Source organism: Micromonospora sp. GCM10011541 (genome assembly GCF_042650725.1).
Lineage (GTDB): Bacteria > Actinomycetota > Actinomycetes > Mycobacteriales > Micromonosporaceae > Micromonospora > Micromonospora sicca.
On the sequence record NZ_JBHSBP010000105.1, the window covers coordinates 65,493 to 91,979 of the forward strand.

Below are 26,487 nucleotides of genomic sequence, written 5' to 3' on the forward strand. Positions count from 1 at the left end.
GTCCGTCGGTGGGGTTGGTTGCCTTGCCGCGGGGGAGGGGCGCGGCAGATCCGCCGCCACGAAGATGACGGAAGGGTGTGAAGCATGGCGTTCGAGGTCGAAGCTGCGACTCTCCATACCGCCGCGAGTGACGTGCGGTCCACGCGCAGCGAGGTCGACGGCGAGCTGAAGAAGCTCTGGAACGTGGTCGACGACCTGGCCATCGCCTGGAAGGGGCAGGCGTCCACGGGCTTCCAGCAGCTCATGAATCGCTGGAACGAGGACACCGTCAAGCTGCTGACGGCGATGGACAGCATCGCCGACCTGCTCGACAAGTCGGGTACGACGCACCAGGTCAACGACGAAGAGCAGCAGCAGATGCTGGACAAGTTCCACTCTGCTCTCAACCCGTGATCCGCGCAGGCGAGCAGAGGAGGAACTCATGAGCATCAAGGTTGACTACGCAGTCCTCGAGAGCAGCAACCAGCAGATGCAGGCCATCTCGCGGACCATCGACGAGAAGCTCGACACGCTGCGCTCGATGCTGACCAAGCTCGAGTGGGACGGTCAGGACCGCGCCGCGTACCAGCAGCACCAGGCCCAGTGGGACGCCGCCGTGCGGGACATCAACAAGGTCCTGAACGACATCGGCGCGGCCGTGGGCATCGCGCGCGAGAACTACGTCTCCACCGAGATGAGCAACGCCAAGGTCTGGCAGTGAGATAATCGACCGCTGCGGCTCCGGTCCGGCTCGACCGGACCGGAGCCGCAGTGCGTCACGTGTCGACCGAGGTCCTGGGAGTGCCATGGGTACGGGCAAGCGCCGACCACTGCTGAGTTCCGCCGCCGCCATGCTGACGCTGGTCGCCACGGCCGGCGCCGGCCCGCTGGTCGGGCCCGCCCCGGCGCGCGCCGCCGACACCGTACGCGGTCTCCAGTGGTACCTCGACCCGCTGAAGATTCCCCAGGCGCACCGGCTCGCCAAGGGCCGGGGTGTGGTGGTCGCGGTGGTCGACTCCGGCGTCTACGCCGCCCACCCCGACCTGAAGGGCCAGGTGCTGCCGGGCAAGGGGCTCAGCGCCGACGTGGCCGCCGACGGCCGGAGCGATCCGGACGGGCAGAAGGGCCACGGCACGGGCATGGCCGGCGTCATCGCCGGCCGCGGCGGTGGCGTGATGCACGAGCTGGGCATCGCCCCGGAGGCGAAGATCCTGCCGGTCGGCCTCGGCGCGGACGACCGCAACGCCGACATCGCCGCGGGCATCCGGTGGGCCGCGGACCACGGCGCGGACGTGATCAACGTGTCGCTGGTGAACGACTCCCGCAAGCGGGAGCTCTCCGACGCGGTCCGGTACGCGCTGGGCAAGGACGCGGTCGTGGTGGCCGGAGCCGGCAACGTCGAGCAGGGCATGGTCGGCGTTCAGGCGCCGGCCAGCATCCCGGGCGTCGTCGCGGCCGGCGGCACCGGCCGCTCCGGTGGCCTGTGGAGCGGTTCGGCGACCGGCCCCGAGCTGGTGCTGGCGGCGCCCGGGGAGCGGATCATCGCCCCGGCCCCGCCGACGGTCTCGCCGAACGGATACGTCGTCAACGACGGCACCAGCCTCTCCACCGCGATCATCTCCGGGGTGGCCGCCCTGGTCCGGTCCCGCTATCCGGACCTGGACGCGGCCAATGTGGTCAACCGCCTGATCCGCACCGCGCGGGACGCGGGGCCGTCGGGACGGGACCCGCGATTCGGGTTCGGCGTGGTCGACCCGCTCGCGGCGCTGACCCGTTCGGTGCCGCCGGTCTCCGCCAACCCGCTGCTCGAGGCCGCGCCGCCGGCGCCGTCCGCCAGCAGCAGCCGGGACGGCCGCGACGACGAGCCGATGGTCACCTTCGGGCTGGCCAAGGGCGCTGGTCCCGCGCTCGCGACCGGGTTCTGCCTGCTGGTCGTGGCGGGCCTGGTCGTGCTGCTGGTGTGGCTCACCCGGCGCGGCGTGCGCGGCCGGGCGGCGTCCGGCCCGCAGCCGCCGCTCGGTCCGCCGCCAGGTCACCGTCCGCCGGGCTTCGGCCCGCCGCCCGGGTACGCCCCGCTGCCCGGCCCGGGTCAGCCGCCCGGCTACCCACCCGCGGGCAACGGCCAGCCGGCGGGCTTCGGCCCACGGCCCGGGCCGGGGTCGCCGCACCCGTACCAGCCCCGGCCGGTGAGCCAGCCGACGGCGCCGCACCCGTACCCGCCGGACGCCGGGCCGGTTCCACCGCCCACCGGCCCTGAGCAGGGCTGACGCCGGGCACCACGAGCACCGCCAGGGGGAGGACAGGTATGAGCTGGGACATCAGCCACAACGTCAGCAAGGATCCGGACCGGGTCGAGCAGCGGTTCGACGTCCCGATGCCGCTCAATCCCGGCATGCCGTTGGTCGGTGACCTGCGGGGCGTCAACTTCGACCGGGTCGGGGTCGACCAGGCGCAGACGCCGAGCAAGCTGGTCGCCGGCGACGGCGAGCGGGGCGTGGAGACCGAGTGGGACGCCGGCAGCCTCGACTCGGCCGTGACCTGGCTGGAGAGCCACGCCAGCTACGTGCACCGGCTCTCCTACGACATGTCCGCGATCAAGGACGAGCTCGCCCCGAACGAGTGGGCGGAGCCGGGCCAGGGCGCGCTGGGCGGGTTCCCGAACGCCCAGGAGCTCACCCGGAACCACGACGCCCTCTTCTCGTCCACCCAGCAGGGCCTGCGCACGCTGTCCGACGGGCTCTGGGCCGCCGCCGAGGCGTTGCGCGAGGTCAAGCGGAAGTACGAGGACGCCGAGCACGCCAACGCCATGTCGGCGCAGGAGATGCAGCAGGCGTTCAACGATGCCGCCAGCGGCGGCAACGGCTAGACGGGGAGCGGGAGATGGCCGACTGGGAGCAGATGGCCCGCGAGGTGCTCGTGGCGGGCCGGCCGGACAAGGTGGAGAGCGCGGCGCTCGGCTGGAAGGAGCTGCTCAAGAACATCGGGCAGGTCCAGGAGAGCCTCCAGCAGAACGTCAAGGACCTCGGCGTGGTCTGGAAGGGGCCGGCCTACGAGGCGTTCAAGTCGCACGTCGAGGCGCTGGCCAAGCAGGCCGGCGGCCTGGTCGACGCGGCCGAGAAGCCGGGCCGGGACCGGGTCAGCATCGTCACCAACCTGGAGACCGCCGCCCGGCAGCTCCAGGCGGCCCAGGACAGCATGCCCATCCCGTCCGCCTGCGTCGGAGACGTGCTGGCGGCCCGCAACGGCGAGGTCGTGCTCGGCGCGGGGCTCTTCGAGACCCGGGTCAAGGCGGACCTGATGGGCAGCTGGCCGATGGAGAAGATCGGTGAGCTGGGCGACTGGGTGTCCGGCTGGTTCTCCGATCAGGAGGGCGACGCCCGCAAGGTCTACAACGAGGTCAACGGCAACTACCAGGATCGCGTCATGGAGTCGCCGAGCGGCGGTCCGAGCGGCAGCGTCACCAATCCGCGCCCGGACATCCCGAACCTGGGCAACGGCCCCGGCACCGGCGGTGGCGGCGGCGTGCCGGGGATCGGCGGGGCGCCCTCGGCGGGTGGCCTGGGCGGCGGCCCGTCGGCTTCCGCGGGCAAGATGCCCGACCTGGGCTCGGGCGGCCCGAACATCGGGTCGAGCGCGCACCCCGACCTCTCCTCCGGCGGCGGCTACACCCCGTCGACCGGCACCGGCTACACCCCCTCCACCGGATACCCGTCCGCGGGCACCGGCGACTACGGCACCGGGCTGGCCGGCGCGGGCACCGCGACCGCACCGGGGCTCGGCTCGGGCGGCGGGCTGCCCGGCAGCACCGGGCTCGGCGGCAGCGGCGGTGGGCTGGGCGGTGGTGGGCTGGGCGGCGGCGGTATCGGCCGGGCGGTGAGCCCCGGCCTGCCGCCGATGATGGGCGGCGGCGGCATGGCCGGCGCCGGCGGTCGCGGCGCCGGTGGCCGGGCGGGCGCCGGGAAGCTGGGGGCGGGCGGCAAGCTCGGCGCGGGCGGCATGGCACCCGGTGTGGGCGGCGGCATGGCCGGGGCCGGCGGTCGCGGCGCGGGTCGGGGCGGCGCGGCCGGTGCGGCCGGCGGTGCGCGGGGCGCCGGCGCCCGGGGCGGCGTGGCCGGCATGGGCCACGGTGGCGGCGCCGGGTACGGCGAGGAGGACACCGCCCGCAACACCTGGCTGGAGGAGGACGAGGACATCTGGGGTGCCGACACCGGCGGCACGCCGGGGATCCTGCGCTGATCGCCGACCGGTGCCGGCCACGGAGACGTGGCCAGGCGCCGGTCGCGGGCGGTTCCGTCCAGTGTCGACCGTCCGGTGTCGACCGCCAGGTGTGGCAGCCTCATGGCGTCCGCCCGCGCCCCGGAGGCCCTCGCGCACGCCCTGGACAAGGGGACGGTCAGGCGTCGAGCGGCGTCGAGCGGCGTCCGGGGCGCCAGCCCCGCCGGCGGCCGAGGGTCAGGACGGGCCGGACCGCCAGCAGGACGCCCGCCAGCAGCGCGCCGACCGCGGCCGCCCAGACCGCCACGGTCCGCTGCCAGCCCAGCGGGTCGGCCGGCGGGACGGGTTCCGCCATCGCGCCGGGCGGCGGGTCCGTCCGGGTGCCGAGCAGGCTGGTCACCGCCCGGTACGGGTTCACCACCCCGTACCCGACCTCGGCGTTGTGCCCGTCGGGCGGGTTGTCGGCCGTCCGGGTGAGCCGGAGGGCGACGTAGGTGGGGGTGAGCTCCGGGTGGGCGGCGCGGACCAGCGCGGCCACCCCGGAGACGTACGCGGCGGCGAAGCTGGTGCCGCCCTGCGGCTCGGCGAGGTAGCCCGCCCCCTGTGGCGCCGGGCCGACGATGTCCAGCCCGGGTGCGGCGATGTCGACGTAGTCGCCCGCGACCGAGGTGCCGACGTGGCCGCCCTGCGCGTCGACTCCCGCCACGGCGATCACCCCGGGGTACGCGGCCGGGTACGCCGGCTGGTCCTGCTGGTTCTCCTGCCGGTTGCCGGCGGCGGCCACCACGACGACCCGCTTGCCGAGCGCGTAGGCGATCGCGTCCTGCAACTCCGGCCGGTCCAGCGTCACGAGGGAGAGGTTGACCACGTCGGCGCCCTGGTCGACCGCCCACCGGATCGCCTTGGCGATCTCGCCGGGGAGCGCCTCATCGGTGGTGCGCTCGGTGGAGGCCAGCACCCGTACCGGCAGGATCCGCGCCTCGGGCGCGATGCCGCTGTACGGCGTGCCGGTGCCTTCCTGGCCCGCGATGATGCCCGCCACGATGGTGCCGTGGCCGGCCAGGTCGCACTGCCCCCGGAGCCGGGCCAGGCCGTTGAAGTCGTCACCCCCGAGCACCCGGCCCTTGAGCAGGGGATGGGTGGGTGAGACGCCGGAGTCCACCACGGCCACTGTCACGCCCTCGCCCCGGGTGATCCGCCACGCCGACGAGGGGTCGAGCCGGCGCAGCGCCCACGGGGCCTCGGTCGGGCCGGGGCCGCCGGGCCGGCCGCACTTCGGCGTCGCCGCCGACGCCGGTGGCGGGGCCACCAGCAGGGTGCCGAGCAGCACCGCCGCCGCTCCACAGAGGACCGCCCGGGACCGGTGTCCGGTACGGGCGCGCAAAGTCGTTCCGTCCGGCCGCAAGCTGTCGCGCACGCGGTGAGATTACCGTCGTCGTGCCCGTCGCGCGGTGACGGGCGGGCCCGCCCGACCGCGGCCCGCCGCCGTGTCGCCGCGCGGCCGGCTCAGGAGCCGGTGGCGGGTTCGGCGGTGAAGAGGGCGAGCAGGGCGCCGACCTGCTGGTCGGCCTCGGCGGGGTGGCGGAAGTGGCCGCTCGGGTTGATCGTGTACTCGTTGCGCCGGCCCACCCGGGTGCGGCGCAGGTAGCCGCCCGCCTCCAGGTCGGCGACGATGGCCTGGGCGGCCCGTTCGGTCACCCCCACCTCGTCGGCGACGTCGCGCAGCCGGGCGGTGGGGTTTCGCGCGATGGCCAGCAGCACGTGCCCGTGGTTGGTGAGGAATGTCCAGTTCCGGCTGCTCCCGTTCTGGCCTGCTGTCGTCGCCATGCGCGTCATCGTATGGCCCTTCGTTCGCGTTTCCGGCCCTGCCCTCGCCCCGGCGAGGCGGGGCCGTCCCGGCCGTGGTGGCCGCACTCGTCCCGCGGTCAAGTCCCAGTCAACGTATGAAATCCGTATCACGTAAATCTTGACGTGCCTTCGGCTGCGTGTGACGGTTGGGGCCGAGGCCGCCTGCGCCGCCGGCCCGGCTGACCAGGTCGTTTCGCGCGAGGACGAGGTGAGGGAATTGACCCCGACCACTCCGGAGCAGGCACTCGCCGAGTTGCACGCCGGGAACCGGCGGTTCGTCACCGGCGTTCCGCGCCACCCCAATCAGGATGCCGGCCACCGGGCAGCGGTCGCCGACGGCCAGCACCCCTTCGCGGTGATCGTCGGCTGCTCCGACTCCCGCCTCGCCGCCGAGATCATCTTCGACCGCGGCCTGGGCGACCTCTTCGTGGTCCGGACCGCCGGCCACACGACGGGTCCCGAGGTGCTCGGCAGCGTCGAGTACGCCCTGACGGTGCTCGGCACCCCGCTGGTGCTGGTGCTCGGGCACGACTCCTGCGGCGCGGTGCAGGCCGCCAAGGAGGCGGTCACCACCGGCAGGACCCCCGCCGGGCACCTCGGCGCGGTGGTCGATGCCGTGGTGCCCAGCCTGCGCCGGGCGGCGGCGGAGGGCGTCGAGGACATCGACGGCATCGTCGACATCCACATCGCGCAGACCGTCGAGGCGCTGCTGGCCAGCTCCCCCGTCCTGGCCGGTGCGGTGGCCGCCGGGCGGTGCGCGGTGGTCGGCATGTCGTACCAGCTCGGCGCGGGCGAGGTGCGGACTGTGGCCACCGTGCCGGCGGGTGCGCCGACCAGGCCGCCCGCCCAGGTCGAGCACCCCACGCCCACCGCCGTCGGCTGACGCCGCGCCACCGGCACACGACGACCGAGGGGCCGTCCCGCGCGGTTCGGCGGGACGGCCCCTCGGCCGTGGTACGTCGTCGGTCAGAGCAGCGACATGTGCACGTGGTCGGTGTGGTTGGACGGCCCGCTGTAGGACTTCCAACCGGTCGCCGGGAACCAGATCTGCCGGTTCCAGATCACGTAGTAGATGCCGAGCCGGTCCGCGTTGCGGATCAGGAAGGCGGCGACGTTGTTGCCGTACATCCGGGTGTCGTTGTTGTGCCAGGGGGCGAACCCGCTGTTCTGCAGCGACCAGTCGCAGGCCCGGCCCTTCGGGTGCTCCCACGGCCCGCCGGACCGGTAGCAGCCGGCGAAGCGGTTGAAGCCGGCCCGCCTCACCTCCTTGTACGCGTGCAGCGTGCGCGGCGTGATGCAGCCGGAGGTGGTGGGGTCGTTCTCGCTGCACGACTCCGGCTTCCAGTCCCCGTCGGCGGTGCGGCCGGGGCCGATCCGGGCGACCGGCGAGGTGGCCGAGACCAGGCCGCCGGTGAAGCCCTTCCCGCCGACCAGGGCGAGCGCCTTCTCCGTCTCGACTTTCTCCCGGGCCATCGCGTTCGTCAGCGTCTGCTGGGCGCGCACCTCGGCGTCGAGCGCCAGCTTGGCCTGTTCGGCGCGGTTCTTCGCCGCGTTGACCTCGGCCAGCTTCTGCGCGTTGACCATGTTCAGCTCGTCCAGGGCGGCGGCCCGCCGGACGAACGAGTCCGGGGCGTTGCTCTCCAGCAGCATGGCCACCGCGCCGATCCGGCCGGTCCGGTACGACTGTGCCGCGATCTGGGACACCTGCGGGCGCAGGGCGTCCAGCTGGTGCTGCGCCGCGCGTACCTCCAAGGCAAGCTGGAGCTGGCGCTGCCTCGACTTCGCCAGCTTGGTCTTCGCCTGCACGTAGTTGCGGTTGGCGGCCTCGATGGCGTCGGTGATGAGCTTCGGCTCGGCGTCCTCCTCGTGCCCCGAGGGGGTGGGGGGCGTCGTCGGCGCCGCGATCGCCGGCGCGGGGCCGGCGACGATGGTGAACGCGGTGAGCACGGCCACCACGGGGGTCAGCCAGCGGCGCAGGGGTGCCGTCACAGTGTTCCCTTCCGTCGACCGCCGACCGGGTTAGCTGACGGGTTCGGGGCGGAAGTGGCCCCTACCGCTGGCGCGGATTCACCCCATGTACCTGGTTCCCCGGTTCGCCGTACGGCGATTGGGCGGCGGTACCGCAGGCGCCGCTGCGCGCCTTCGGCGGTGACCGGCAGCGAGGTTACCCGAGAGTCCTCCCGAGGATCTACGTCCGGAAGCCGACTAAAAGCGGTAATTCGACGGCCGACCCCGTGACCAGCATCGCTTTTGGCGCGGGCGGTCACGCTGCGGAGTTTCACCATGCGGTGTCCGTGCTCCTCTCCGGTCCGGTCCGACCGCCGTGGGCGTCCGCGGCCGCACCGCTGCGTGGTGCGCTGAGCGCCGCCAGCGCGGCGTCCGGCTCCGCGGGGGGACGGGACGCCGGCGCGGCGGGCTGCCCCGCGCCGCCCCGACCGGCGGTGGTCACCACGGCCGCCAGGCCGGTGGTGAGGGGTACGGCGGCGATCAGGCCGATCGTGGCCACCGCGCTGCGAACGATCTCCTGCGCCATGAACTCGCTGGTGAGGATCTCGCTCACCGGCCGCGAGTCAGCGACGAGCAGGAGCAGGAGCGGCAGCGAGGCGCCCGCGTACGCCAGCACGATGGTGTTGACCGTGGAGGCGATGTGGGCGCGGCCGACGCGGGTGGCCGCCCGGTAGAGCTGCAACCGGGACAGCCCCGGATTGGCGTGCGCCAGCTCGGTGACGGTGGCCGCCTGGGTGACCGTCACGTCGTCCAGCACGCCCAGCGAGCCGATGACGATGCCGGCCAGCAGCAGCCCGTGCAGGTCGACGTCCCGCTGGAACATCGACAGCGTGGTGGCGTCCTCGCTGCCGAATCCGGTCAGGTGGGTGGCGGCGGTGGCGAGCGTGCCGAGGACACCGGTCAGCACCAGGCTGCCGAGGGTGCCGAGAACCGCCACCGAGGTCTGCGCGGTGATCCCGTGGGTCAGGTACAGCACCACGAACATGATCAGCGCCGAGCCGACGATCGCCACCAGCAGCGGTGGCTGGCCGGCGCCGATTCCCGGCAGCACGAAGCCGAGCAGGATGGCGAAGCTCGCGACCAGGCCGCCGAGCGCGGCCAGCCCCCGCCAGCGGCCGAACGCGACGATGGCGACGGCGAACAGTGCCGCCAGCCACACCAGCGGCTTGCCCCGCTGGTGCTCGGCGATGTTGTAGCTCTTCGTCGCGGGGTCGGCCGGGTCCACCAGTTCCACCAGGACGATCCGGTCGCCGACCTCGACGGTGGGCGCGCCGGGGCCGACGGGGATCGGGGTCTCCACCTGGCGGCCGGCGTCCGGGCCCTGCTCGACCGCCACGCGGACGGTGCCGCAGGGCCCGGCGGAGCCACCCGGGGTGCCCTCCGGCACCTCCGCCGCCGGCGGGCACGGCTCGGTGACCACCCGGGTCACCGTGCCGTGGTAGCGCGGCACGTCGGCCGCACGCTCCGGGGCCGGGGTGTCCCGGGGCCAGAGCACCAGGGCGGCGAGCACGCTGAGGACGAACAGCGGGACCACCGTGGCGACGAGGATCCGTCGTACGCCCGGCGGGGCGGCCGGAGCTGGACCGGTGTGGTCGGCGCCCATGGTGAGTCTCCCAACGGTTCTCAGGCGAGGTACGTGTCACCGGGCCGGTCGGTTCACCGGGCCGGGACAGGCGTCCGCCGGTGCGGCGGTCGCCGGGGCCGTCGCAGGGAATGCTAGTCAGGCCGACCGGCGGTCCCGCCGGGCGGCGCTCCGCGGCGCGGAGCGGGCCGTTCCTCCCGACCGGTACGACCCGGCAGGTTAGCGTGGTCTCCGTGCGTACGGAGGCGGCGGTGACGCCCGGACGGTGGGTCCGGCTCCTGCTGCTGCTCAGCACGCTGGTCGGGCTCGCCGCCATGCACACCCTCGGCCACGGCGCGCACGCCTCCGGTGGGCACCGGGCGGGTCACGAGACGCAGCGCGCCGGGCACCACCTCGATCTTCCGGCGGTCCTCGCCGAGGCGGTCGCGACCGTCGCCGCGGCGGTGGCCGACTGCCCGGGTGACGGCTGCCACGCCCGCGCGCTCCCGCCGACCGGTCCCAAGGACGACCGGTCGGGGTGGAGCGTCTGCCTGGCCGTCCTCGGCGCGTTCGCCGTGGCGCTGCTGGTCGCCGTGCTGCTGCGGGCCGGTTCGCGGCCCGTCGGACGGGCCGCCCGCGGATCGCCGCGACCCGCCTGCGGACCGCGGGCCCCGCCGCCCCAGCCCTTCGCACTGCGTCTGGTGACGGCGTCGGTGCTGCGCAGATAGGACGCCCGACGCGGGTGACCGTCCGGTGACCCGCGTCCCGTGTCCGCTGCGTACGTTCCGACACCGAAAGGTCTTTCCTGTGTTCACTCGTACCATCGCGCGTCGTGCCGCCCTGGTCGGCGCGACCGCTCTCGCCACGCTCGCCCTGGCGGCCTGCGGCGATGCCGACCACTCGACGTCCGGCTCCGGCCACAACATGCCGGGCATGGGCGGCGCCGGCACGCCCACCGTGGGCGCCTCGGCATCGTTCGCCGAGGCCGACGTGATGTTCGCCCGGATGATGATCCCGCATCACCAGCAGGCCGTGGAGATGGCCGAGCTGGCCGACAGTCGGGCCGCCGACCCGGAGGTGAAGAAGCTGGCGGGGCAGATCAAGGCTGCCCAGGCGCCGGAGATCGCCGCCATGAACGGCTGGCTCACTGCCTGGGGCGCGCCGGCGCCGTCGGCGAGCGCGGGTCACGGCACGCCGGGGATGACTCACGGCATGCCCGGCATGATGTCCGACGCCGACCTGGCGAAGCTCGAGGCGGCGTCCGGGGTCGACTTCGACCGGCAGTTCCTGACCATGATGATCGCCCACCACGAGGGCGCCATCACCATGGCGCAGGAGGAGATCGCGAGCGGCGCCAAGCCGGACGCCCGGGCGCTCGCTGAGCGGATCGTCACCGCCCAGCGGGGCGAGATCGACCTCATGAACAAGATCCTCGACCGGCTCTGAGTCCCACCTGCCGGGTGTCCGGTCCGCCCCTGCGGGCCGGGCGCCCGGCGGGGCCGGCCGGAGCGCGCTCGTCAGGGGTGGGCCGGGCGGTTCACGTCAGGCCGGCGCGACGACGGCGGTACTCCTCCTCGTCGATCTCGCCGCGGGCGTACCGCTCGTCGAGGATGCGCCGGGCCGGGGAGGGCGCGGTCCCGCCGAGTTGACCGCCGGTCAGCCGCGCTTCATCAGCCGGCCGACGGCGGCCATCATCTCGCCGGCCATCTCGTCGGCCCGTCCCTCGGCGGCGCCCTCGTGCATGCAGTGTCGGGCGTGTCCGTCGAGCAGGCCGAGCGCCACCTTGTCGAGGGCGGCCTGGATGGCGGAGATCTGGGTGAGCACGTCGATGCAGTACCGGTCGTCGTCGACCATCTTCTCGATGCCGCGGACCTGGCCCTCGATGCGGCGGAGCCGCGCGAGCAGTTGGTCCTTGCTGGCGGTGTAGCCCCGGGTCGGGGTCGTCGGTGCGGTCATGACGTCCAGGATAGCGTACCCCTCGGGGGTATGGTACGGTCCTGATCAAGTCCGGATACCCCAAGGGGGTACCGGTAACGTGAGAATAGCATGGGAACGGCGGAAGGGGAGTTGCGATGGTCACCACCACCTACCAGGTCCAGGGCATGACCTGCGGGCACTGCGTCAGCTCGGTCAGCGCCGAGGTCGGCGCGATCCCGGGCGTCAGCGACGTCCAGGTCGACCTGGCCTCCGGCCAGGTCACCGTCACCAGCGAGAGCCCGTTGGACCCGGACACCGTCCGCGCCGCCGTGGACGAGGCCGGCTACGACCTCGTCGGGGCGTGACGGGTCCGCGGACCCGAAGGAACCGAGGTATCACGATGAACACGGCGACGAAACTGAGCGGCTTCGCCCTCGGCCTCGCGGCGGTGTTCGGCGCGACGTACGGGGTCGGCCAGCTGGCCGACCCCGGCGCCCCCGCCGCCGCCACCCGCCACGACGCCACCGACGCCGGTCACACCGACGGTGACCACGCGACCGGCACCGCCACCACCAGCCACCTGCCCGGCGGACTGCTCGTCTCCGACCGCGGCTACACCATGCGGCCGGTGACCGCACCGGCCGGCGTGTTCGCCTTCCGGATCACCGGCCCGGACGGCGCGCCGGTCACCCGCTACGACGTGGCGCACGACAAGCGGATGCACCTGATCGTGGCCCGCCGCGACCTCTCCGGCTTCCGGCACGTCCACCCGGAGTTGGCCGCCGACGGCACCTGGCGGGTCGCCTCGCCGCTCGCCGGCCCCGGGGTCTGGCGGGCGTTCGCCGACTTCACGCCGACCGGCGGGGAGGCATTGACCCTCGGCGTCGACGTCACCGTCCCCGGCGCGCTGGAGCCCCGGCCGCTGCCGGCCCCCGCCACCAGCACCACCGTCGACGGCTACACGGTCACCCTCGCCGGCGCCCCGCAGCCCGGCCGCACCGCCGAGCTGACCCTGACCGTCAGCCGGGACGGGAAGCCGGTCACCGACCTGCAGCCCTACCTCTGGGCGTACGGGCACCTGGTGGCGCTGCGGCAGGGCGACCTGGCGTACCTGCACGTCCACCCGGACGGCGCCCCCGGTGACGGGCGCACCCCGGCCGGGCCGGAGATCCGATTCGCGGCCGAGATCCCCTCGGCCGGCAGCTACCGCCTCTACCTGGACTTCCGGCACGGCGACGCGGTGCACACCGCCGAGTTCACCGTCGTGGCCGGCGAACCCGGCGCACCGGCGACCAGCGCGCCGGCCGCCACCACCGCACCGACCGTGGACGCCGGGCACGGCGCCCCCGGTCACGGGCACAATTGACAGGAGGTGCCGCGATGACATCGACCGCCAAGTCCCTGCCGGTCGCCCCGAACCTGATCGAACTCGCGATCGGCGGCATGACCTGCGCGTCCTGCGCCGCCCGGATCGAGAAGAAGCTCAACCGGATGGACGGCGTCGAGGCCACCGTCAACTACGCCACCGAGAAGGCCACCGTCCGATACGCCGACGAGGTCAGCCCGGCCGACCTGATCGCCACCGTGGAGAAGACCGGCTACACCGCCGTCGTACCGCCGCCGCCGCGGCCCGCCGGGGCGGCGGCCGCCGCCGAGCCGGTGGACGAGCTGCGCGGGCTGCGTACCCGACTGTGGGCGTCGGTTGCCCTGGCCGTGCCGGTGGTCCTGCTGGCCATGGTGCCGGCCTGGCAGTTCGACTACTGGCAGTGGCTGTCGCTGACCCTGGCCGCCCCGGTCGTGGTGTACGGCGGACTGCCGTTCCGCCGGGCCGCCTGGATCAACCTGCGGCACGGCGCGGCGACCATGGACACCCTGGTGTCGCTGGGCACGCTGGCCGCGTTCGGCTGGTCGCTCTGGGCGCTCTTCCTCGGCGACGCCGGCATGCCCGGGATGACCCACCCGTTCCGCCTCGACATCACCCGCACCGACGGCGCCGGCAACATCTACCTGGAGGCGGCGGCCGGGGTCACCGTGTTCATCCTCGCCGGCCGCTACTTCGAGGCCCGCTCCAAGCGGACCGCCGGCGCCGCCCTGCGCGCCCTGCTGGAGTTGGGCGCCAAGGACGTGGCGGTGCTCCGCGGCGGCCAGGAGGTCCGCGTCCCGGTCGACCAGCTCGCGGTGGGGGACCGGTTCGTGGTCCGGCCCGGCGAGAAGGTCGCCACCGACGGCGTCGTCGAGGAGGGCGCCTCCGCGGTCGACGCCAGCATGCTCACCGGCGAGTCGGTGCCGGTCGAGGTGCGGCCGGGCGACACCGTGGTCGGCGCGACCGTCAACGCGGGTGGTCGGCTGGTCGTCCGGGCCACCCGGATCGGCGGGGACACCCAGCTCGCCCAGATGGCGAAGCTGGTCGAGGCGGCGCAGACCGGCAAGGCGGCCGTGCAGCGGCTCGCCGACCGGATCTCCGGGGTCTTCGTGCCCATCGTGATCGCCCTGGCCGTGGGCACGCTGGGCTGGTGGCTCGGCACCGGCGCCGGGACGACGGCCGCCTTCACCGCGGCGGTGGCCGTGCTGATCATCGCCTGCCCGTGCGCCCTCGGCCTGGCCACGCCGACCGCGCTGCTGGTCGGCACCGGGCGGGGCGCCCAGCTCGGCATCCTGATCAAGGGCCCGGAGGTGCTGGAGTCCACCCGGCAGGTGGACACCGTGGTGCTGGACAAGACCGGCACCGTCACCACGGGGAAGATGACCCTGGTCGACGTGCTCCCCGCCGCCGGTCAGGACGCCGCCGAGCTGCTCCGGCTGGCCGGGGCGCTGGAGGCCGCCAGCGAGCACCCGATCGCCCGGGCCGTCGCCGCCGGCGCGGCCGAGGCGGGAGCGCTGCCCACCGTGACCGGGTTCGGCAACGTCGAGGGGCTCGGCGTGACCGGGTCGGTCGACGGCCGCGAGGTGCTGGTCGGGCGGCTCCGGCTGCTGCGGGAGCGGGGTGTGCACGTACCGGAGGAGGTCGTACGGACGGTGACCGACGCGGAGGCCGCCGGACGGACGGCGGTCCTGGCCGGCTGGGACGGTCGGGCCCGCGGGGTCCTCGCGGTGGCCGACGTGGTCAAGCCGACCAGTCGGGCGGCGGTCGCCCAGCTCCGCGGGCTCGGCCTGGCCCCGGTGCTGCTGACCGGCGACAACGCCACGGTCGCGAAGGCGGTGGCCGCCGAGGTGGGCGTCGATGAGGTGATCGCCGAGGTGCTGCCGGCCGACAAGGTGGACGTGGTGCGGCGGCTCCAGGCCGAGGGGCGGACGGTGGCGATGGTCGGTGACGGGGTCAACGATGCCGCCGCGCTCGCCCAGGCCGACCTGGGGCTGGCCATGGGGACCGGCACCGACGTGGCGATCGAGGCGTCCGACCTGACCCTGGTCCGCGGTGACCTGACGGCCGCGGTGGACGCGATCCGGCTCTCCCGGCGGACCCTCGGCATCATCAAGGGCAACCTGTTCTGGGCCTTCGCCTACAACGTGGCCGCCCTGCCGCTCGCCGCCGGCGGCCTGCTCAACCCGATGATCGCCGGGGCCGCGATGGCCTTCTCGTCGGTCTTCGTGGTGGCCAACAGCCTCCGGCTGCGCCGCTTCCGCCCGGTCGGCTGAGCGTCCGCTCCGGCGCTCACGTCCGCACCGTGGGTGATCGCCCATCGGTCACGGAGGGTTGGGCAACCGGACGTGGGGGTACTTCGGGGGCGAGGCGAAAACCGCAGAGTGGAGGTTCGCATGGGCATCGACGATAAGATCGACAACGCGTCCGAGAACACCGCGGGCAAGGTCAAGGAAGGCGTCGGCCGGGCCACCGACGACGAGCGCCTCGAGGCCGAGGGTCGCAACGAGCAGGCCAGCGCCAACCTCAAGCAGGCCGGCGAGAAGATCAAGGACGCCTTCAAGAGCTGACGTACGGCTCTTCGCAACGCCGGGCCGGCCATCGCCGGCCCGGCGTGCTGCGCGCCCGGGTCGGCGCCCCGGCCGGGGCGCGTCCTGCCGAGGTGCCGCCCTGGCAGGATGGACTGTCGCCGTTCGATCTGTTCGGGGCGCGCCCTGGTTGACCTAGGACCGTCCGTGGGGCGGCCACCGACCGCACGGGAGAACGATGTCCGGTAACACCGCGATCCGTACCGCCGCCCTGGTGACGCTGACCGCGCTCACCGGGGCCTGCCAGTCCACCGGGGAGGAGACCGCGGCGCCGGCCGGCACCACGGCCCCCGCGCCCAGCGCCTCCGCCGCGGCCATCGGGACCACCGCCGCGCCGTCCCCGGTGACGGCGGCGAACACCGCGGCGGTGTGCGCCAGCGTCGACAAGCTGATCATCGCCGGCAGCCGGGAGATCGCCGACGACTCCGCGGCGGCCACCCGCCAGGAGTTCACCCCGGAGCAGGTCAACGCGCAGCTCAAGGCCAACCTCACCGAGCTGGCCGACGACGTACGCGGGCAGGCCGCCCGGGCGCAGGACCCCGAGATCAAGGCGCTGATCACCGACACGGCCGACCGGATCGACGCCGGCGCCAGGTCGGCCGCGCCGGTGAAGTGGCTCACCTCGACCTTCGTCGGCATCCCGCGGCGCCTCACCGACGAGTGCCACGCCTGACCATCCGTCCAAGCTGGTCAGGCCGCCATCCGCCGGAGCCCTGACGCCGGTGCCGTCCGCGCTCGCGGCCGTGACCCCGCTGGGTCAGCGCGGTATCCGGTACCTCATCGGTCGGCGGCCAGCCGGGCGGCGCGTACCTCCAGATAACGCCGCTCCGGCAGGCTGGTGGTGCCCCGGGCGGCGGCCAGGTACGCCGCCCGCGCCGCCGTCGCCTCGCTGGCCAGCTCCAGCAGGTGGGCGCGGACGGCGGCGAGCCGGTGGTGCCCGGCCGTCCGCTCGTCGGCGTCCAGCGGCGCCAGCAGGGCGAGCCCGGCCCGCGGGCCGTCCACCATGGCCACCGCGGCGGCCTGATTGAGGGTGACCATCGGGTTCGGCGCGATCCGCGCGAGCAGCCGGTAGAGCGCGACGATCTGCCGCCAGTCGGTCTCCGCCGCGGACGGCGCCTCGGCGTGCACCGCGGCGATCGCCGCCTGCACCTGGTACGGCCCGGGCGGCGACCAGGTCAGCGCCTCGGTCACCAGGGCGACCCCCTCCGCGATCGCGGCCCGGTCCCAGCGGCTGCGATCCTGCTCGGCCAGCGGCACCAGCTCGCCCCCCGGCCCGGTCCGGGCGGCCCGGTGCGCGTCGGTGAGCAGCATCAGCGCCAGCAGCCCGGTGACCTCGCCGTCGTCGGAGAGCAGCCGGCGCAGCTCCCGGGTCAGCCGGATCGCCTCCCCGGTCAGCTCCGCCCGGTGCAGGTCGGGCCCGCTGGAGGCGGTGTACCCCTCGTTGAAGACCAGGTAGAGCACGTGCAACACGGCGCCGAGCCGCGCGTCGCGATCGGCGGCCGAGGGCAGGACGAAACGGGCTCCGGTCGCCTCGATCCGCTGCTTGGCCCGGCGGATCCGCTGGCTCATGGTCGCCTCCGGCACCAGGTACGCCCGGGCGATCTGCGCGGTGCTCAGGCCGCCGACCGCGCGCAGCGTCAACGCCACCTGCGCCGGGACGGTGAGCGCCGGATGGCAGCAGAGGAAGAGCAGCTTCAGCGTGTCGTCCCCGGCCGGCGGCTCCTCGTCGGCGGGCGGCGCGACCGCCGCGTACCCGGGCTCGCGGAGCGCCACCGCGACCTCGCGGTCCCGGCGGGCCCGCTCGCTGCGCCACTCGTCGGTGAGCCGGCGGCTCGCCACGGTGACCAGCCAGGAGCAGGGGTGCTCGGGCACGCCCTGCTCGGGCCACTGCACGGCGGCGGCGAGCAGGGCCTCCTGCACGGCGTCCTCGCAGGCGTAGAACTGGCCGTGCCGCCCGACGAGGACGGCGAGGACCTGCGGCGCCAGACTGCGCAGCAGGTCCTCGACGGTGTGGTCGGCAGCCGTCACATCTCCGTCCCGGCCTCGTCCATGACCGGCCGCACCTCCAGCACCCCGACGCCCCGCCGGACGTCCGGCCAGCTCGCGGCGATCTCGGCGGCGCGCTCCGGGCTGTCGCAGTCGACCATCAGGTAGCCGGCGAACTGCTCCTTGCTCTCCATGAACGGGCCGTCGGTGATCTCGGCGCGGCCGCCGACGGACCGGACCGTCCGGGTCTGCGACGGGTCGGCGAGCGCCTGGCCGCCGACCAGCTCACCGGACTCGGTCAGCTCCTTCATGATCTCGTCGACCTCGCCGAAGATGGCGTTCCGCTCCTGCTCGGCGAGCTCCTCGACGAAGCCGGGACGGTTCCAGATCAGCAGCATGTACTTCACGGTGCACTCCTCGGGTACGGGCCACAGGTGTGGGCGCCTCTCGGTGAGGGGTCGGAGCCGAGGCGCCGTACCCGACATCCTCACCCGAAGAATCCGGGAAGTTCGTCAGCGGCGGCCGTGGACCGACCGGCGAGGCGGCGCGCCGGCGTCGAGCGAGGCACGGTCGGCGGCGGAGGTGCCGGAGGACCAGCCTTCCGGGTCCCGCACCTGGAGGCGGTACCTGGTGACCCCGGGGAAGAGCGTGTCGAGCCGTTCCCGGACGGCGTCCGAGCGCGCGGCGAGCACCGGCAGCAGCCGGTCGTCGCCGCGTTCCTCGGCCACCTCCCGGTTCGCCGCCTCGGTGGCCGCCCGGAGCCGTTCGCCGATCCGCAGCGCGAAGGCGTTGAGGAACGACTCGTCGTAGCCCTTGGTGCGCCGGCTGCCGCTCTTCGCCCGCCGCTCGTCCCGGCCGCGCAGCATCGCGGCGGTGGCCTGCACCAGCAGCGAGGTGTGCAGCAGTTCGACCGCCGCCAGGTCCGCCGGGAAGCCGAGCACGGTGGCGAAGCCGAGGTCGTCGGACCAGACCGACTCGCACCGGTTGGCCGCCGCCACCTCCTGCACCAGCAGCGCCTTCGCGGCCGCGTACGGGGCGTCGGTGCTCAGCCGCACGCCACCCGGCTGGTCCGGCCGTTCGGCGGTCGCGTCGAGCAGGGCGGCGTCGATGCTGTGCCGGGCCATCAGCTCCTGGGCCTTGCCGGTCAGCGCCTCCGCCTCGGCCGGGAAGGTGGTCGACTCGGCCTTGGCCAGCAGCGCGCGTACCCGGTCCAGCATCCGTGACCCGGTCACCGGGGCGGACACTCGGGGGGCCGCGGCCGCCTTACCCGGCGGTGGGCGGAGCAGCGCGATCGGGGGCAGCCCCTCGACCAGGCCGAGGGCGTCGACGGCGTCGCGCAGCGCGGTGATCCGGTCGACGCCCGCCCGGGCCGCCCACCGGTTCAGCCAGTCGACCTCGGTGTCCCAGCCGGCGCCCAGCTCGGCCACCTGCTCGTCGAACCACTGCGGGACGGGCTCGGGCAGGGCGGCGCGCTGGGCCGCGACCGCCTCCCCGACCAGTCGGGCGGTGCGCGGGTCGAGCCGCCGGGCGGCGATCCGATCCAGGTCGACCGGCTGCCAGCCGCGCGGCCAGAGCCGGCCGACGCCGCGGCGCAGCCGCGCCAGGAGGGCGGCGTCCACCGCCGGAGCATCGCCGACGACCAGCCGATCCAGGGCGCGTTCCGCCGCGCGTACGTCGGTGCCGCGCGCCGCCACGAGGGCGTCGGCGACCAGGTTGTCGGCTTCCGGCACGGGTTGACCCCTTCTCCACGGTCGTTCCGGTGCGGCCGACCCCGGGTGGCGAGGTGCACACCCGCCCCGAACGGTACCGGCGGCCCGGGCGCCGCGACCCGTGAGCGACCTCACCATCGACCCTCCGCGGCGGATTCTCCCGCTACGGGTCAACTGACCGGCCCCGTCGTCCGTACTCCTCGGCGGACCCGGGGCGGCGACGGACGGAGATCGATGTGGGCGGGCGTACCAGGCGGGACATCGGCCTGCACCGCCGACGCCGGGCGTCCCGCGCCGGCTCGGTGACCCTGCTGGCGCTGGCCGTGGCGGTCGGGCTGGCCGCCGGTGGCGCGTACGCCGCGCGGCGCGGCGGCCCCGACCTGCTGGTCAGGGCCGGCGTCCGGTCCGCCGGCCCGGCCCCGGCGACGTCGACGCCCGCACCGGCCGTGCCCGCGGCGGGCCGGGTCGTCCGGCCGTCCGAGCCGACCCTCAGCTACCCGGCCCGGGGCACGGGGAACTTCCGCACCGCCAGCGCCCGTGGCGCCGCGGCGGGCCGCAGTGGCCCGCTGCTCCGCTACCGGGTCGCGGTCGAGGAGGGCATCGACGAGGTGGACGTGGAGCGCTTCGGCCGGGAGGTCGCGGTGATCCTCGCCGATCCGCGGGGCTGGACCGGCGGCGGCGAGTGGCGGCTCCAGCGGGTCGGCCCGGACGAGCCGGACGACTTCACCGTGCTGCTGGCCACCCCGGTGACCCGGGGGGAACTCTGTGCGGACCCGTCCGACCACTACACCTCCTGCCGCAACGGGGACCGGGTGGTGATCAACGTCGCCCGGTGGGCCCGCGGCGTGCCGCAGTTCGACGATCTGGGCAGCTATCGGCCGTACCTGCTCAACCACGAGGTCGGTCACCGCCTGGGCCGGGGCCACGAGCTGTGTCCCCGGGTCGGCGGGCCGGCGCCGGTGATGGAGCAGCAGACCCTCGGCCTGCACGGCTGCCTGCCGAACGCCTGGCCCCGGGTGGACGGCGCCCTGCACACCGGTCCGTCCGGCCAGTACGACGACCCGATCCCGGCGGAGGACTGACCCGTCCCGCACTGCACATGACGCCCGGCGGGTGGTGAGATGGACCGCGGACACGTGGCGCGGCGGGCAGGGGCGTGGGGCCCCGGGAGAGGGGACGGCGGATGAGTCGGGTCGTGGTCACCGGAGGCAGCGGGAAGCTCGGCCGCGCGGTCGTGGAGGAGCTGCTCGCCCACTCGTACGACGTGGTGAACCTGGACCTGGTCGCGCCGGCCGAGCCGCGCTGCCCGTTCACCCGGATCGACCTGACCGACCAGGGTCAGGTGCTGGAGGCGTTCACCGGCATCGACGAGCGCTACTCGGGGGTGGACGCGGTGGTGCACCTGGCCGCCATCCCGGGGCCGGGTGTGGCCGGGAACGCGGTGACCTTCCGCAACAACATCACCGCCAGCTACCACGTCTTCTCCGCCGCCCGGGCGGTCGGCATCACCAACGTGGTCTGGGCGTCCAGCGAGACGCTGCTCGGCCTGCCGTTCGGGACCCCGCCGCCGTACCTGCCGGTGGACGAGGAGTACCCGGCCCGGCCGGAGACGTCGTACGCGCTGGCGAAGCATCTCGAGGAGCAGATGGTCGCCCAGTTCTGCCGCTGGGAGCCCCGGCTCAAGGCGATCGGGCTGCGCTTCTCCAACGTGATGGAGCCGGCCGACTACGCCGCCTTTCCCGGGTACGACGCCGATCCGTCGCTGCGCTCGTGGAACCTGTGGGGCTACATCGACGCCCGGGACGGGGCGCAGGCGGTCCGCCGGGCGCTGGAGCACGACGCGACCGGCATGGCCGTCTTCATCATCGCCAACGCCGACACCGTGATGAGCCGCCCCACCGCCGAGCTGGCCGCGGAGGTCTTCCCCGGGGTTCCGGTGCGCCGGGAGCTGACCGGTAACGAGACGCTGCTCTCCATCGACAAGGCCCGCCGGGTGCTCGGCTACGAGCCGAAGCACGGCTGGCGCTGAGGAGGCCCACCGCATGCGGTACGTGAAGTTCGGGTCCACCGGTCTGGAGGTGTCCCGGCTCTGCCTGGGCTGCATGAGCTACGGCGACCCGGCGCGCGGCGCGCACCCGTGGTCGCTGCCGGAGGACCAGAGCCGGCCGTTCATCCGGCAGGCGGTGGAGCTGGGGGTCAACTTCTTCGACACCGCCAACGTCTACTCCGACGGCACCAGCGAGGAGATCGTCGGCCGGGCGCTGAAGGACTTCGCCCGCCGCGACGAGGTGGTCATCGCGACCAAGGTGCACGGCCGGATGGGTCCGGGGCCGAACCGGGGCGGGTTGTCCCGCAAGCACATCATGAGCGAGATCGACGCCAGCCTGCGCCGGCTCGGCACCGACTACGTGGACCTCTACCAGATCCACCGGCTGGACCCGGGTACGCCGATCGAGGAGACCCTGGAGGCGCTGCACGACCTGGTCCGCGCCGGCAAGGTCCGCTATCTCGGCGCCTCCTCGATGTACGCCTGGCAGTTCGCCAAGGCGCTCTGGACCGCGGAACGGCACGGCTGGACCCGGTTCGTCTCCATGCAGAACCACTACAACCTGCTCTACCGCGAGGAGGAGCGGGAGATGCTGCCGCTCTGCGCGGACCAGGGGATCGCGGTGATCCCGTGGAGCCCGCTGGCCCGGGGCCGGCTGACCCGGGACTGGGGGGAGCGGACCGCGCGGGCGGAGACCGACGAGTTCGGCCGGGGGCTCTACGCGCGGACCGAGGAGCCGGACCGGGCGGTGGTCGAGGCGGTCGCCCGGGTGGCGGCGGCGCGGGGCGTACCCCGGGCGCAGGTGGCGCTGGCCTGGGTGGCGCGCGATCCGACGGTGACCGCGCCGATTGTCGGCGCGACCAAGCCGCACCATCTGACCGACGCGGTGGCCGGGCTGGAGCTGGAGCTGACCGACGAGGAGGTGGCGGCGCTGGAGGGGCCGTACGTCCCGCACCCGGTGGCTGGCTTCTAGCCGGCGGTTGCCTCCGTTGCCGTCGTGGCAGTCCGCCCTCAGGCATACCCCGTACCTCGGCCCGGCAAGGGCCGACAGCGCGGCGGGTCAGCGGGGGAAGGACGCCCAGATGTTCTTGGTGTCCTCCGTCGCGTACCAGCCGACGGCCAGGGAGACCGACTGCGACAGCAGCAGCCCGCGGCCGCCCGAGTCGAGCGGGTGGGTGTCGGCCAGCTCGGGCACCGTCGTCAGGTCGTGGTCGGCGACGTCGAGCATGAAGCAGTCATCGGTGGCCAGCAGCGTGACGATGGTCGGCGGGATACCGTGCCGCAGCGCGTTGCTCGCCAGCTCGGTGGCGACCAGCACGACCAGGCCGGGCACCTCGTCGAGTTCCTCCCCCTGGGTCAGGCCGTAGCGGGTCAACGCCGCGCGCAGCGACGCCCGCAGCTTGCGCAGTTCCGCGGGGGTGCCGAGGTTCCACTTCTCGAGTTCGATGGCCCGTGGCGGCGGCGGCGACGTGCGCAGCTGTCCCAGATGGCGGGGAGCAGGGCTTGACGCACCCGACCACCGTAGGTCGAGCCCCGGCCTGGCGCAGGAAGAGGCTCCGGGTCGCCGGCCGCTCGTGGCATGATGTCCGGCGTGTCCGCCCCCCATGACTCGCGCGGCGCCGACGTGGCCCTGCCCACGAGCGTGTTGCCGTTGGTCCGCCCGGCCGGCAGTCGCCACCGGTCCCCGGACGACGCAAGCCGGCTGATGTGGCTGGCGGTGGGGGGAGCGGCCGTCGTGCTGGTGGTCGCCACGCTCATGCTGGCCTTCGGCGGTGATGAGGACGCTGGCCCCACCACCGGTCCCACCGTGGCGATCGACACGTCCGCGCCCGTCGATCCCACCGAACCCGTGATCGACGAGGTTTCGCCCACCCCCGTCAGTTCCCCTTCCCCTTCCCCTTCCCCTTCGTCCCCGCGGCGGGCGGCCAACCCGGCGGAACTGGTTGCGGGGTTGCGGGCCACGGTGGACGGTCTCGTGCAGCAGCGGCAGCTACGCCCAGGCGACGGCAAAGAGCTGCGGAAACGGTTGCGCGAGGCGGAGGAGCGGATTGCCGACGGTGAGCCGGACAAGGCGCGGGAGAACCTGCGGGAGTTCGCCGAGGAGCTGACCGACCTGCGCCGCGAAGGCAAGATCGGCGCCAACGGATACGACATCCTCATCGCCGGGGCGACGCAGCTCGCCCAGGCGCTGCCCGGCCGCTGACGCCCGTCACCCGACCCCGGGGGCCCCACCGTCCGGTGTTTTCCGGAACGCCGGCCGGGGCACTTTCCGACCGTGGACGTCGAGTCGATGCTGGATGGTCGTTACCGGTTGCTCGAGCGGCTGGGTGCGGGCGGCATGTCGGTGGTCTGGCGTGCCCACGACGAGGTGCTCGGCCGGGACGTGGCGGTGAAGTTGCTCTCCCCGGAGCTGGCGGCCGATCCCCAACTGCTGCACCGGATCCGGGCCGAGGCCCGCTCCGCGGCCCGGCTCCGCCACCCGAACATCGTCGAGGTGTACGACTACGGCGAGGCCACCGCCTCCGGCGGACCGCCGGTGCCGTACGTGGTCATGGAGGTCGTCGAGGGCCGCTCGCTGTCCCAGCTGCTCACCGGCGGCCCGCTGCCCTGGCGGGTGGCCGTGCTGATCTGCGCCCAGGTCGCCGAGGCACTGGCCGCCGCCCACCGGCGCGGGGTCGTGCACCGGGACGTCAAGCCCGGCAACGTGATGGTGGCCGGCGGTGGGGTCAAGCTGGTGGACTTCGGCATCTCGGCTACTTCCGGCGATCCCGAAGGGCTGCCCGAAGGGCTGCTGGGTACCCCGGCATACCTGGCCCCCGAGCGGCTGGAACAAGGTGCGGTACACCCGGCCACCGATGTGTACGCGCTGGGGTTGCTCCTCTACCGCGCCCTGGCCGGCCGGTTGCCGTGGCGGGCCTCCACCACCACCCAGATGGTCGCCGCCCATCGCTACCACGAACCGGCCGCGCTGCCGGACATCGCAGACCTGCCTCCGGAGATCGGTGAGCTGTGCCGCCGCTGCCTTGCGAAGGAACCGGTCGACCGTCCGCCGGCCGCCGAGGCGGCTTCGGTCCTCGGCGCCGTCGCCGGCCTATCCCCGGCCACGCTGCTGCTCGCTGGCACCCTCAACGACGGCGCCGGAATCACCCCGGAGCCGGCACCCACCCGTAGCTGGTCTCCGGCGCGCGGCCTGGTCGTAGCCGCCGTCCCGGCGTCGCGGCTCGTCGCGGTGCCCCTGGACCGATGGCGGCGGCTCCCTCCGTCGCGGCGGGCGGCCGTCGCTGGGGCCGCCGCCGCAGCGATGTTGGCCTCCGGGGCGGTGGCCGTCGCCCTGTCCGCCGAGGGCTCGTCCGGCGGTGATCCGACCGAGGCCCGCACCCCGACCGCCGTCGAGGGCATCGGCCAACGCCAGCCGGAGTGCAGTGTCCGGTACTCCCTCAGCGGCGCCGTCGACGGCCGGTCCTCCACTCGGGTCAGCATCACCAACACCGGCCCGGTGCCCATCGACGACGCGCGGCTGGCGTTCAGCCTCCCCAGCCACCAGCGCCTCGTCCAGGGCTCTCCGGGCAGTTGGCGGCAGAGCGGCGACACGATCCAGGCCAGCATCGGTAACCTTCCGCCCACGCGGACCGTCACCGCCACCGTGGCAGTGACCTACCGGGGGACCACCTCCCTGCCCGACCAGTTCCGCCTGAACGGAACGTCCTGTCGCAGCACACTCACCGTCGCCGGACAGACCAGTCGGCCCGCTCCCGGGCAGAACGGTGAAAAGAAGGACGACCGCAAGGGCAAGGAAGACAAGAATGGCGAGGAGGAGAAGGGCGACGGTTGACGTCCCGGCGGCTGGTCCACCGGGCAGGCATACGCGGTCCGCCCACCCAACTGCCAGTTCCGCACCCGGCTGCCGGACCCCCCGGCAACGCGCGGACGGCGTGCCCGGCCTGCGGGGCGGAAACGGCGGTCGGGTGGAAGCCCCACACTCCCGCGACCGCCGAGGTGTCGGCCGTGCGGATATCTGCTGTGGCCGATATCACGTTAGCGTCCTCGCGCGCCGGTCGTCCCGCCGGCGCTCGGACGGGAGAACGCCATGAAGTCACCGTGGAAAGCCGTCACCACCCTCGCCGCCGTCCTCCTCCTGGTCCTGCCCGGCGGCGTCGCCGCCCGGGCGGCGAGCACGCCGTACACCAAGCCCCCGGTCGCCGGCTCGCTCGGCACGTACCCCGTCTCCGCCGTCTACGTCGCCGGGGTCTCCTCCGGCGGGTACATGGCCACCCAGCTCCAGGTCGCCTACTCGGCGCGGATCCGCGGCGCCGCCGTCTTCGCGGCCGGGCCCTACTACTGCGCGCAGAACAACGTCTCGCAGGCGCTCTACGGCTGCGGCGACAACATCTACCCGACGTACGTCTCCACGTTGGAGAGCTACACCCGCAGCTGGGCGTCCTACGGCTGGATCGACGGCACCGGTAACCTCGCCGGCCAGCCCGTGTACGTCTACCACGGCGGCAACGACAACACGGTGAAGAAGTCCGTCACCGACGACCTGGTCCGCTACTACCAGGACTTCGGGGCCAGCGTGCGGTACGACGCCGGCAGCGCCGCCGGGCATGCCTGGGTCACCCCGTACGGCACGGTGGGCTGCACGGCGACCGCCTCGCCGTACCTCAACGACTGCGGCACCGACCCGCAGGGGGCCTTCCTCGGCAAGCTCCTCGGCTCGGTGGCGGCGCCGAACACCGGCCCGCTCGGTGGCACGCTGATCCGGTTCAGCCAGGACGCCTTCGCGGTCAACGGCTGGGCCAACGGCCTGAGCATGGACGCCAACGGCTTCGCGTACATCCCGAGCGCCTGTGCCGGCGGGCAGACCTGTCGGCTGCTGGTCGCCCTGCACGGCTGCGTGCAGGGCTACTCCAAGGTCGGCACCGCCTTCGTCGACCGGGCCAACCTCAACCAGTACGCCGACACCAACCGGCTGATCGTCCTCTACCCGCAGGCGACATCGTCCGGGGTGAACCCGAACGGATGCTGGGACTGGTGGGGTTACCTCGGCGGCAGCAACTACCCGATCAAGGGCGGGGCCCAGGTGGAAAGCATCATGAACATGGTCCGCCGCCTGGACGGTTGACCCGCCGTTCCGGAGGCGTGAAACCGTGGTGATCCCCGCCGTCGGCACGCTGACCGGCATGACGACGACAACCACCCCACGGCCGGCCGTCGAGGCGACCTGCCCGCGCAGGGCGTACTCGCGAAGAACCTCAGGCTCATGGCGGACC

29 protein-coding genes and 1 riboswitch are annotated in these 26,487 nt (G+C 74.1%); of the genes, 19 read left to right on the forward strand and 10 right to left on the reverse strand.

The genetic code is table 11. The features are described from left to right. Positions 1-84: 84 nt before the first annotated feature. The 5 genes from ACFOYX_RS35570 to ACFOYX_RS35590 all read left to right on the forward strand — a co-directional run bounded on the left by ACFOYX_RS35570 (position 85) and on the right by ACFOYX_RS35590 (position 4,215). A complete protein-coding gene (locus tag ACFOYX_RS35570) occupies positions 85-393 on the forward strand; it encodes a WXG100 family type VII secretion target (protein WP_109801118.1) in 309 nt (102 codons plus the stop codon). 28 nt (positions 394-421) lie between these two features. Then, positions 422-700: a WXG100 family type VII secretion target gene (locus ACFOYX_RS35575; protein WP_089011442.1), complete on the forward strand. Its 279-nt coding sequence runs from the start codon at positions 422-424 to the stop codon at positions 698-700. Between the two features lie 85 nt (positions 701-785). After that, positions 786-2,246, forward strand: coding sequence for a S8 family serine peptidase (locus tag ACFOYX_RS35580; protein WP_322440118.1), 1,461 nt, complete (start codon positions 786-788; stop codon positions 2,244-2,246). 38 nt (positions 2,247-2,284) lie between these two features. Continuing rightward, a complete protein-coding gene (locus ACFOYX_RS35585) occupies positions 2,285-2,845 on the forward strand; it encodes a hypothetical protein (protein WP_109801116.1) in 561 nt (186 codons plus the stop codon). A 14-nt stretch (positions 2,846-2,859) separates the two neighbouring features. Continuing rightward, positions 2,860-4,215 (forward strand): hypothetical protein, encoded by a 1,356-nt coding sequence (locus tag ACFOYX_RS35590; RefSeq protein WP_322440117.1) that lies wholly within the window; start codon positions 2,860-2,862, stop codon positions 4,213-4,215. Positions 4,216-4,372: 157 nt separating this feature from the next. On the opposite strand, the gene mycP is transcribed toward ACFOYX_RS35590, so the two are convergent. Together mycP and ACFOYX_RS35600 are read right to left on the reverse strand one after the other, a co-directional pair. Further along, positions 4,373-5,611, reverse strand: a complete 1,239-nt coding sequence (mycP, locus tag ACFOYX_RS35595; protein WP_322440116.1) for a type VII secretion-associated serine protease mycosin — start codon at positions 5,609-5,611, stop codon at positions 4,373-4,375. An 89-nt stretch (positions 5,612-5,700) separates the two neighbouring features. Continuing rightward, on the reverse strand, positions 5,701-6,030 hold the full coding sequence (locus ACFOYX_RS35600) for a MarR family winged helix-turn-helix transcriptional regulator (protein ID WP_322440115.1): 330 nt from the start codon (positions 6,028-6,030) through the stop codon (positions 5,701-5,703). Between the two features lie 229 nt (positions 6,031-6,259). Here ACFOYX_RS35600 and ACFOYX_RS35605 point away from each other — a divergent pair, with 229 nt between their 5' ends. Continuing rightward, positions 6,260-6,925 carry a carbonic anhydrase gene (locus ACFOYX_RS35605; RefSeq protein WP_109800809.1) on the forward strand — a complete coding sequence of 222 codons (666 nt, stop codon included), beginning with the start codon at positions 6,260-6,262 and terminating at the stop codon, positions 6,923-6,925. A gap of 83 nt (positions 6,926-7,008) precedes the next feature. On the opposite strand, the gene ACFOYX_RS35610 is transcribed toward ACFOYX_RS35605, so the two are convergent. Then, positions 7,009-8,031 (reverse strand): hypothetical protein, encoded by a 1,023-nt coding sequence (locus ACFOYX_RS35610; RefSeq protein WP_109800808.1) that lies wholly within the window; start codon positions 8,029-8,031, stop codon positions 7,009-7,011. Positions 8,032-8,035: 4 nt separating this feature from the next. Then, a riboswitch (cyclic di-AMP (ydaO/yuaA leader) is annotated at positions 8,036-8,166 on the reverse strand. A 154-nt stretch (positions 8,167-8,320) separates the two neighbouring features. Continuing rightward, the gene (locus tag ACFOYX_RS35615; protein WP_322440114.1) at positions 8,321-9,652 is read right to left on the reverse strand and encodes a YibE/F family protein; all 1,332 of its coding nucleotides are present in this window, start codon (positions 9,650-9,652) and stop codon (positions 8,321-8,323) included. A gap of 212 nt (positions 9,653-9,864) precedes the next feature. Here ACFOYX_RS35615 and ACFOYX_RS35620 point away from each other — a divergent pair, with 212 nt between their 5' ends. After that, positions 9,865-10,338 (forward strand): DUF6153 family protein, encoded by a 474-nt coding sequence (locus ACFOYX_RS35620; protein ID WP_322440113.1) that lies wholly within the window; start codon positions 9,865-9,867, stop codon positions 10,336-10,338. A 79-nt stretch (positions 10,339-10,417) separates the two neighbouring features. Beyond that, positions 10,418-11,056, forward strand: coding sequence for a DUF305 domain-containing protein (locus tag ACFOYX_RS35625; protein WP_322440112.1), 639 nt, complete (start codon positions 10,418-10,420; stop codon positions 11,054-11,056). Between the two features lie 91 nt (positions 11,057-11,147). Here ACFOYX_RS35625 and ACFOYX_RS35630 read toward each other — a convergent pair whose 3' ends face one another. Further along, the gene (locus tag ACFOYX_RS35630) at positions 11,148-11,357 is read right to left on the reverse strand and encodes an SHOCT domain-containing protein (protein ID WP_322475091.1); all 210 of its coding nucleotides are present in this window, start codon (positions 11,355-11,357) and stop codon (positions 11,148-11,150) included. Then, positions 11,267-11,566: a metal-sensitive transcriptional regulator gene (locus ACFOYX_RS35635; protein WP_109800804.1), complete on the reverse strand. Its 300-nt coding sequence runs from the start codon at positions 11,564-11,566 to the stop codon at positions 11,267-11,269. The genes ACFOYX_RS35630 and ACFOYX_RS35635 overlap by 91 nt, the downstream gene beginning before the upstream one ends. A gap of 116 nt (positions 11,567-11,682) precedes the next feature. Here ACFOYX_RS35635 and ACFOYX_RS35640 point away from each other — a divergent pair, with 116 nt between their 5' ends. From ACFOYX_RS35640 to ACFOYX_RS35660, 5 genes are all read left to right on the forward strand, one after another. Then, a complete protein-coding gene (locus ACFOYX_RS35640; RefSeq protein ID WP_109800803.1) occupies positions 11,683-11,892 on the forward strand; it encodes a heavy-metal-associated domain-containing protein in 210 nt (69 codons plus the stop codon). A 35-nt stretch (positions 11,893-11,927) separates the two neighbouring features. After that, positions 11,928-12,893 carry a hypothetical protein gene (locus tag ACFOYX_RS35645; protein ID WP_322440111.1) on the forward strand — a complete coding sequence of 322 codons (966 nt, stop codon included), beginning with the start codon at positions 11,928-11,930 and terminating at the stop codon, positions 12,891-12,893. A gap of 14 nt (positions 12,894-12,907) precedes the next feature. Beyond that, positions 12,908-15,163, forward strand: a complete 2,256-nt coding sequence (locus ACFOYX_RS35650) for a heavy metal translocating P-type ATPase (protein WP_322440110.1) — start codon at positions 12,908-12,910, stop codon at positions 15,161-15,163. 120 nt (positions 15,164-15,283) lie between these two features. Beyond that, positions 15,284-15,457, forward strand: a complete 174-nt coding sequence (locus ACFOYX_RS35655; RefSeq protein WP_322440109.1) for a CsbD family protein — start codon at positions 15,284-15,286, stop codon at positions 15,455-15,457. A gap of 196 nt (positions 15,458-15,653) precedes the next feature. After that, a complete protein-coding gene (locus tag ACFOYX_RS35660; RefSeq protein ID WP_322440108.1) occupies positions 15,654-16,148 on the forward strand; it encodes a hypothetical protein in 495 nt (164 codons plus the stop codon). A 104-nt stretch (positions 16,149-16,252) separates the two neighbouring features. On the opposite strand, the gene ACFOYX_RS35665 is transcribed toward ACFOYX_RS35660, so the two are convergent. The 3 genes from ACFOYX_RS35665 to ACFOYX_RS35675 all read right to left on the reverse strand — a co-directional run bounded on the left by ACFOYX_RS35665 (position 16,253) and on the right by ACFOYX_RS35675 (position 19,191). Next, positions 16,253-17,503 carry a DUF6596 domain-containing protein gene (locus tag ACFOYX_RS35665; RefSeq protein ID WP_322440107.1) on the reverse strand — a complete coding sequence of 417 codons (1,251 nt, stop codon included), beginning with the start codon at positions 17,501-17,503 and terminating at the stop codon, positions 16,253-16,255. Next, complete coding sequence (locus ACFOYX_RS35670) at positions 17,500-17,859, reverse strand: YciI family protein (RefSeq protein ID WP_236647383.1); 360 nt, start codon at positions 17,857-17,859, stop codon at positions 17,500-17,502. The genes ACFOYX_RS35665 and ACFOYX_RS35670 overlap by 4 nt, the downstream gene beginning before the upstream one ends. 114 nt (positions 17,860-17,973) lie before the next feature. Further along, positions 17,974-19,191, reverse strand: coding sequence for a DUF2786 domain-containing protein (locus ACFOYX_RS35675; protein WP_322440106.1), 1,218 nt, complete (start codon positions 19,189-19,191; stop codon positions 17,974-17,976). 215 nt (positions 19,192-19,406) lie between these two features. Between ACFOYX_RS35675 and ACFOYX_RS35680 the strand changes: the two genes are divergently transcribed. The 3 genes from ACFOYX_RS35680 to ACFOYX_RS35690 all read left to right on the forward strand — a co-directional run bounded on the left by ACFOYX_RS35680 (position 19,407) and on the right by ACFOYX_RS35690 (position 22,190). Beyond that, positions 19,407-20,252 (forward strand): DUF3152 domain-containing protein, encoded by an 846-nt coding sequence (locus tag ACFOYX_RS35680; RefSeq protein ID WP_322440105.1) that lies wholly within the window; start codon positions 19,407-19,409, stop codon positions 20,250-20,252. Between the two features lie 101 nt (positions 20,253-20,353). Further along, entirely contained in the window at positions 20,354-21,199 is an 846-nt protein-coding gene (locus tag ACFOYX_RS35685) for an NAD(P)-dependent oxidoreductase (protein ID WP_322440104.1), read from the forward strand. A gap of 13 nt (positions 21,200-21,212) precedes the next feature. After that, positions 21,213-22,190 (forward strand): aldo/keto reductase, encoded by a 978-nt coding sequence (locus tag ACFOYX_RS35690; protein ID WP_322440103.1) that lies wholly within the window; start codon positions 21,213-21,215, stop codon positions 22,188-22,190. 87 nt (positions 22,191-22,277) lie between these two features. On the opposite strand, the gene ACFOYX_RS35695 is transcribed toward ACFOYX_RS35690, so the two are convergent. Beyond that, complete coding sequence (locus tag ACFOYX_RS35695) at positions 22,278-22,823, reverse strand: ATP-binding protein (protein WP_336635542.1); 546 nt, start codon at positions 22,821-22,823, stop codon at positions 22,278-22,280. Between ACFOYX_RS35695 and ACFOYX_RS35700 the strand changes: the two genes are divergently transcribed. The 3 genes from ACFOYX_RS35700 to ACFOYX_RS35710 all read left to right on the forward strand — a co-directional run bounded on the left by ACFOYX_RS35700 (position 22,809) and on the right by ACFOYX_RS35710 (position 26,339). Continuing rightward, positions 22,809-23,420: an FIMAH domain-containing protein gene (locus ACFOYX_RS35700; protein WP_322440101.1), complete on the forward strand. Its 612-nt coding sequence runs from the start codon at positions 22,809-22,811 to the stop codon at positions 23,418-23,420. The genes ACFOYX_RS35695 and ACFOYX_RS35700 overlap by 15 nt on opposite strands. 72 nt (positions 23,421-23,492) lie before the next feature. Continuing rightward, positions 23,493-25,049 carry a serine/threonine-protein kinase gene (locus ACFOYX_RS35705; protein WP_322440100.1) on the forward strand — a complete coding sequence of 519 codons (1,557 nt, stop codon included), beginning with the start codon at positions 23,493-23,495 and terminating at the stop codon, positions 25,047-25,049. 255 nt (positions 25,050-25,304) lie between these two features. Then, entirely contained in the window at positions 25,305-26,339 is a 1,035-nt protein-coding gene (locus ACFOYX_RS35710) for a PHB depolymerase family esterase (protein ID WP_322440099.1), read from the forward strand. Positions 26,340-26,487 lie beyond the last annotated feature (148 nt).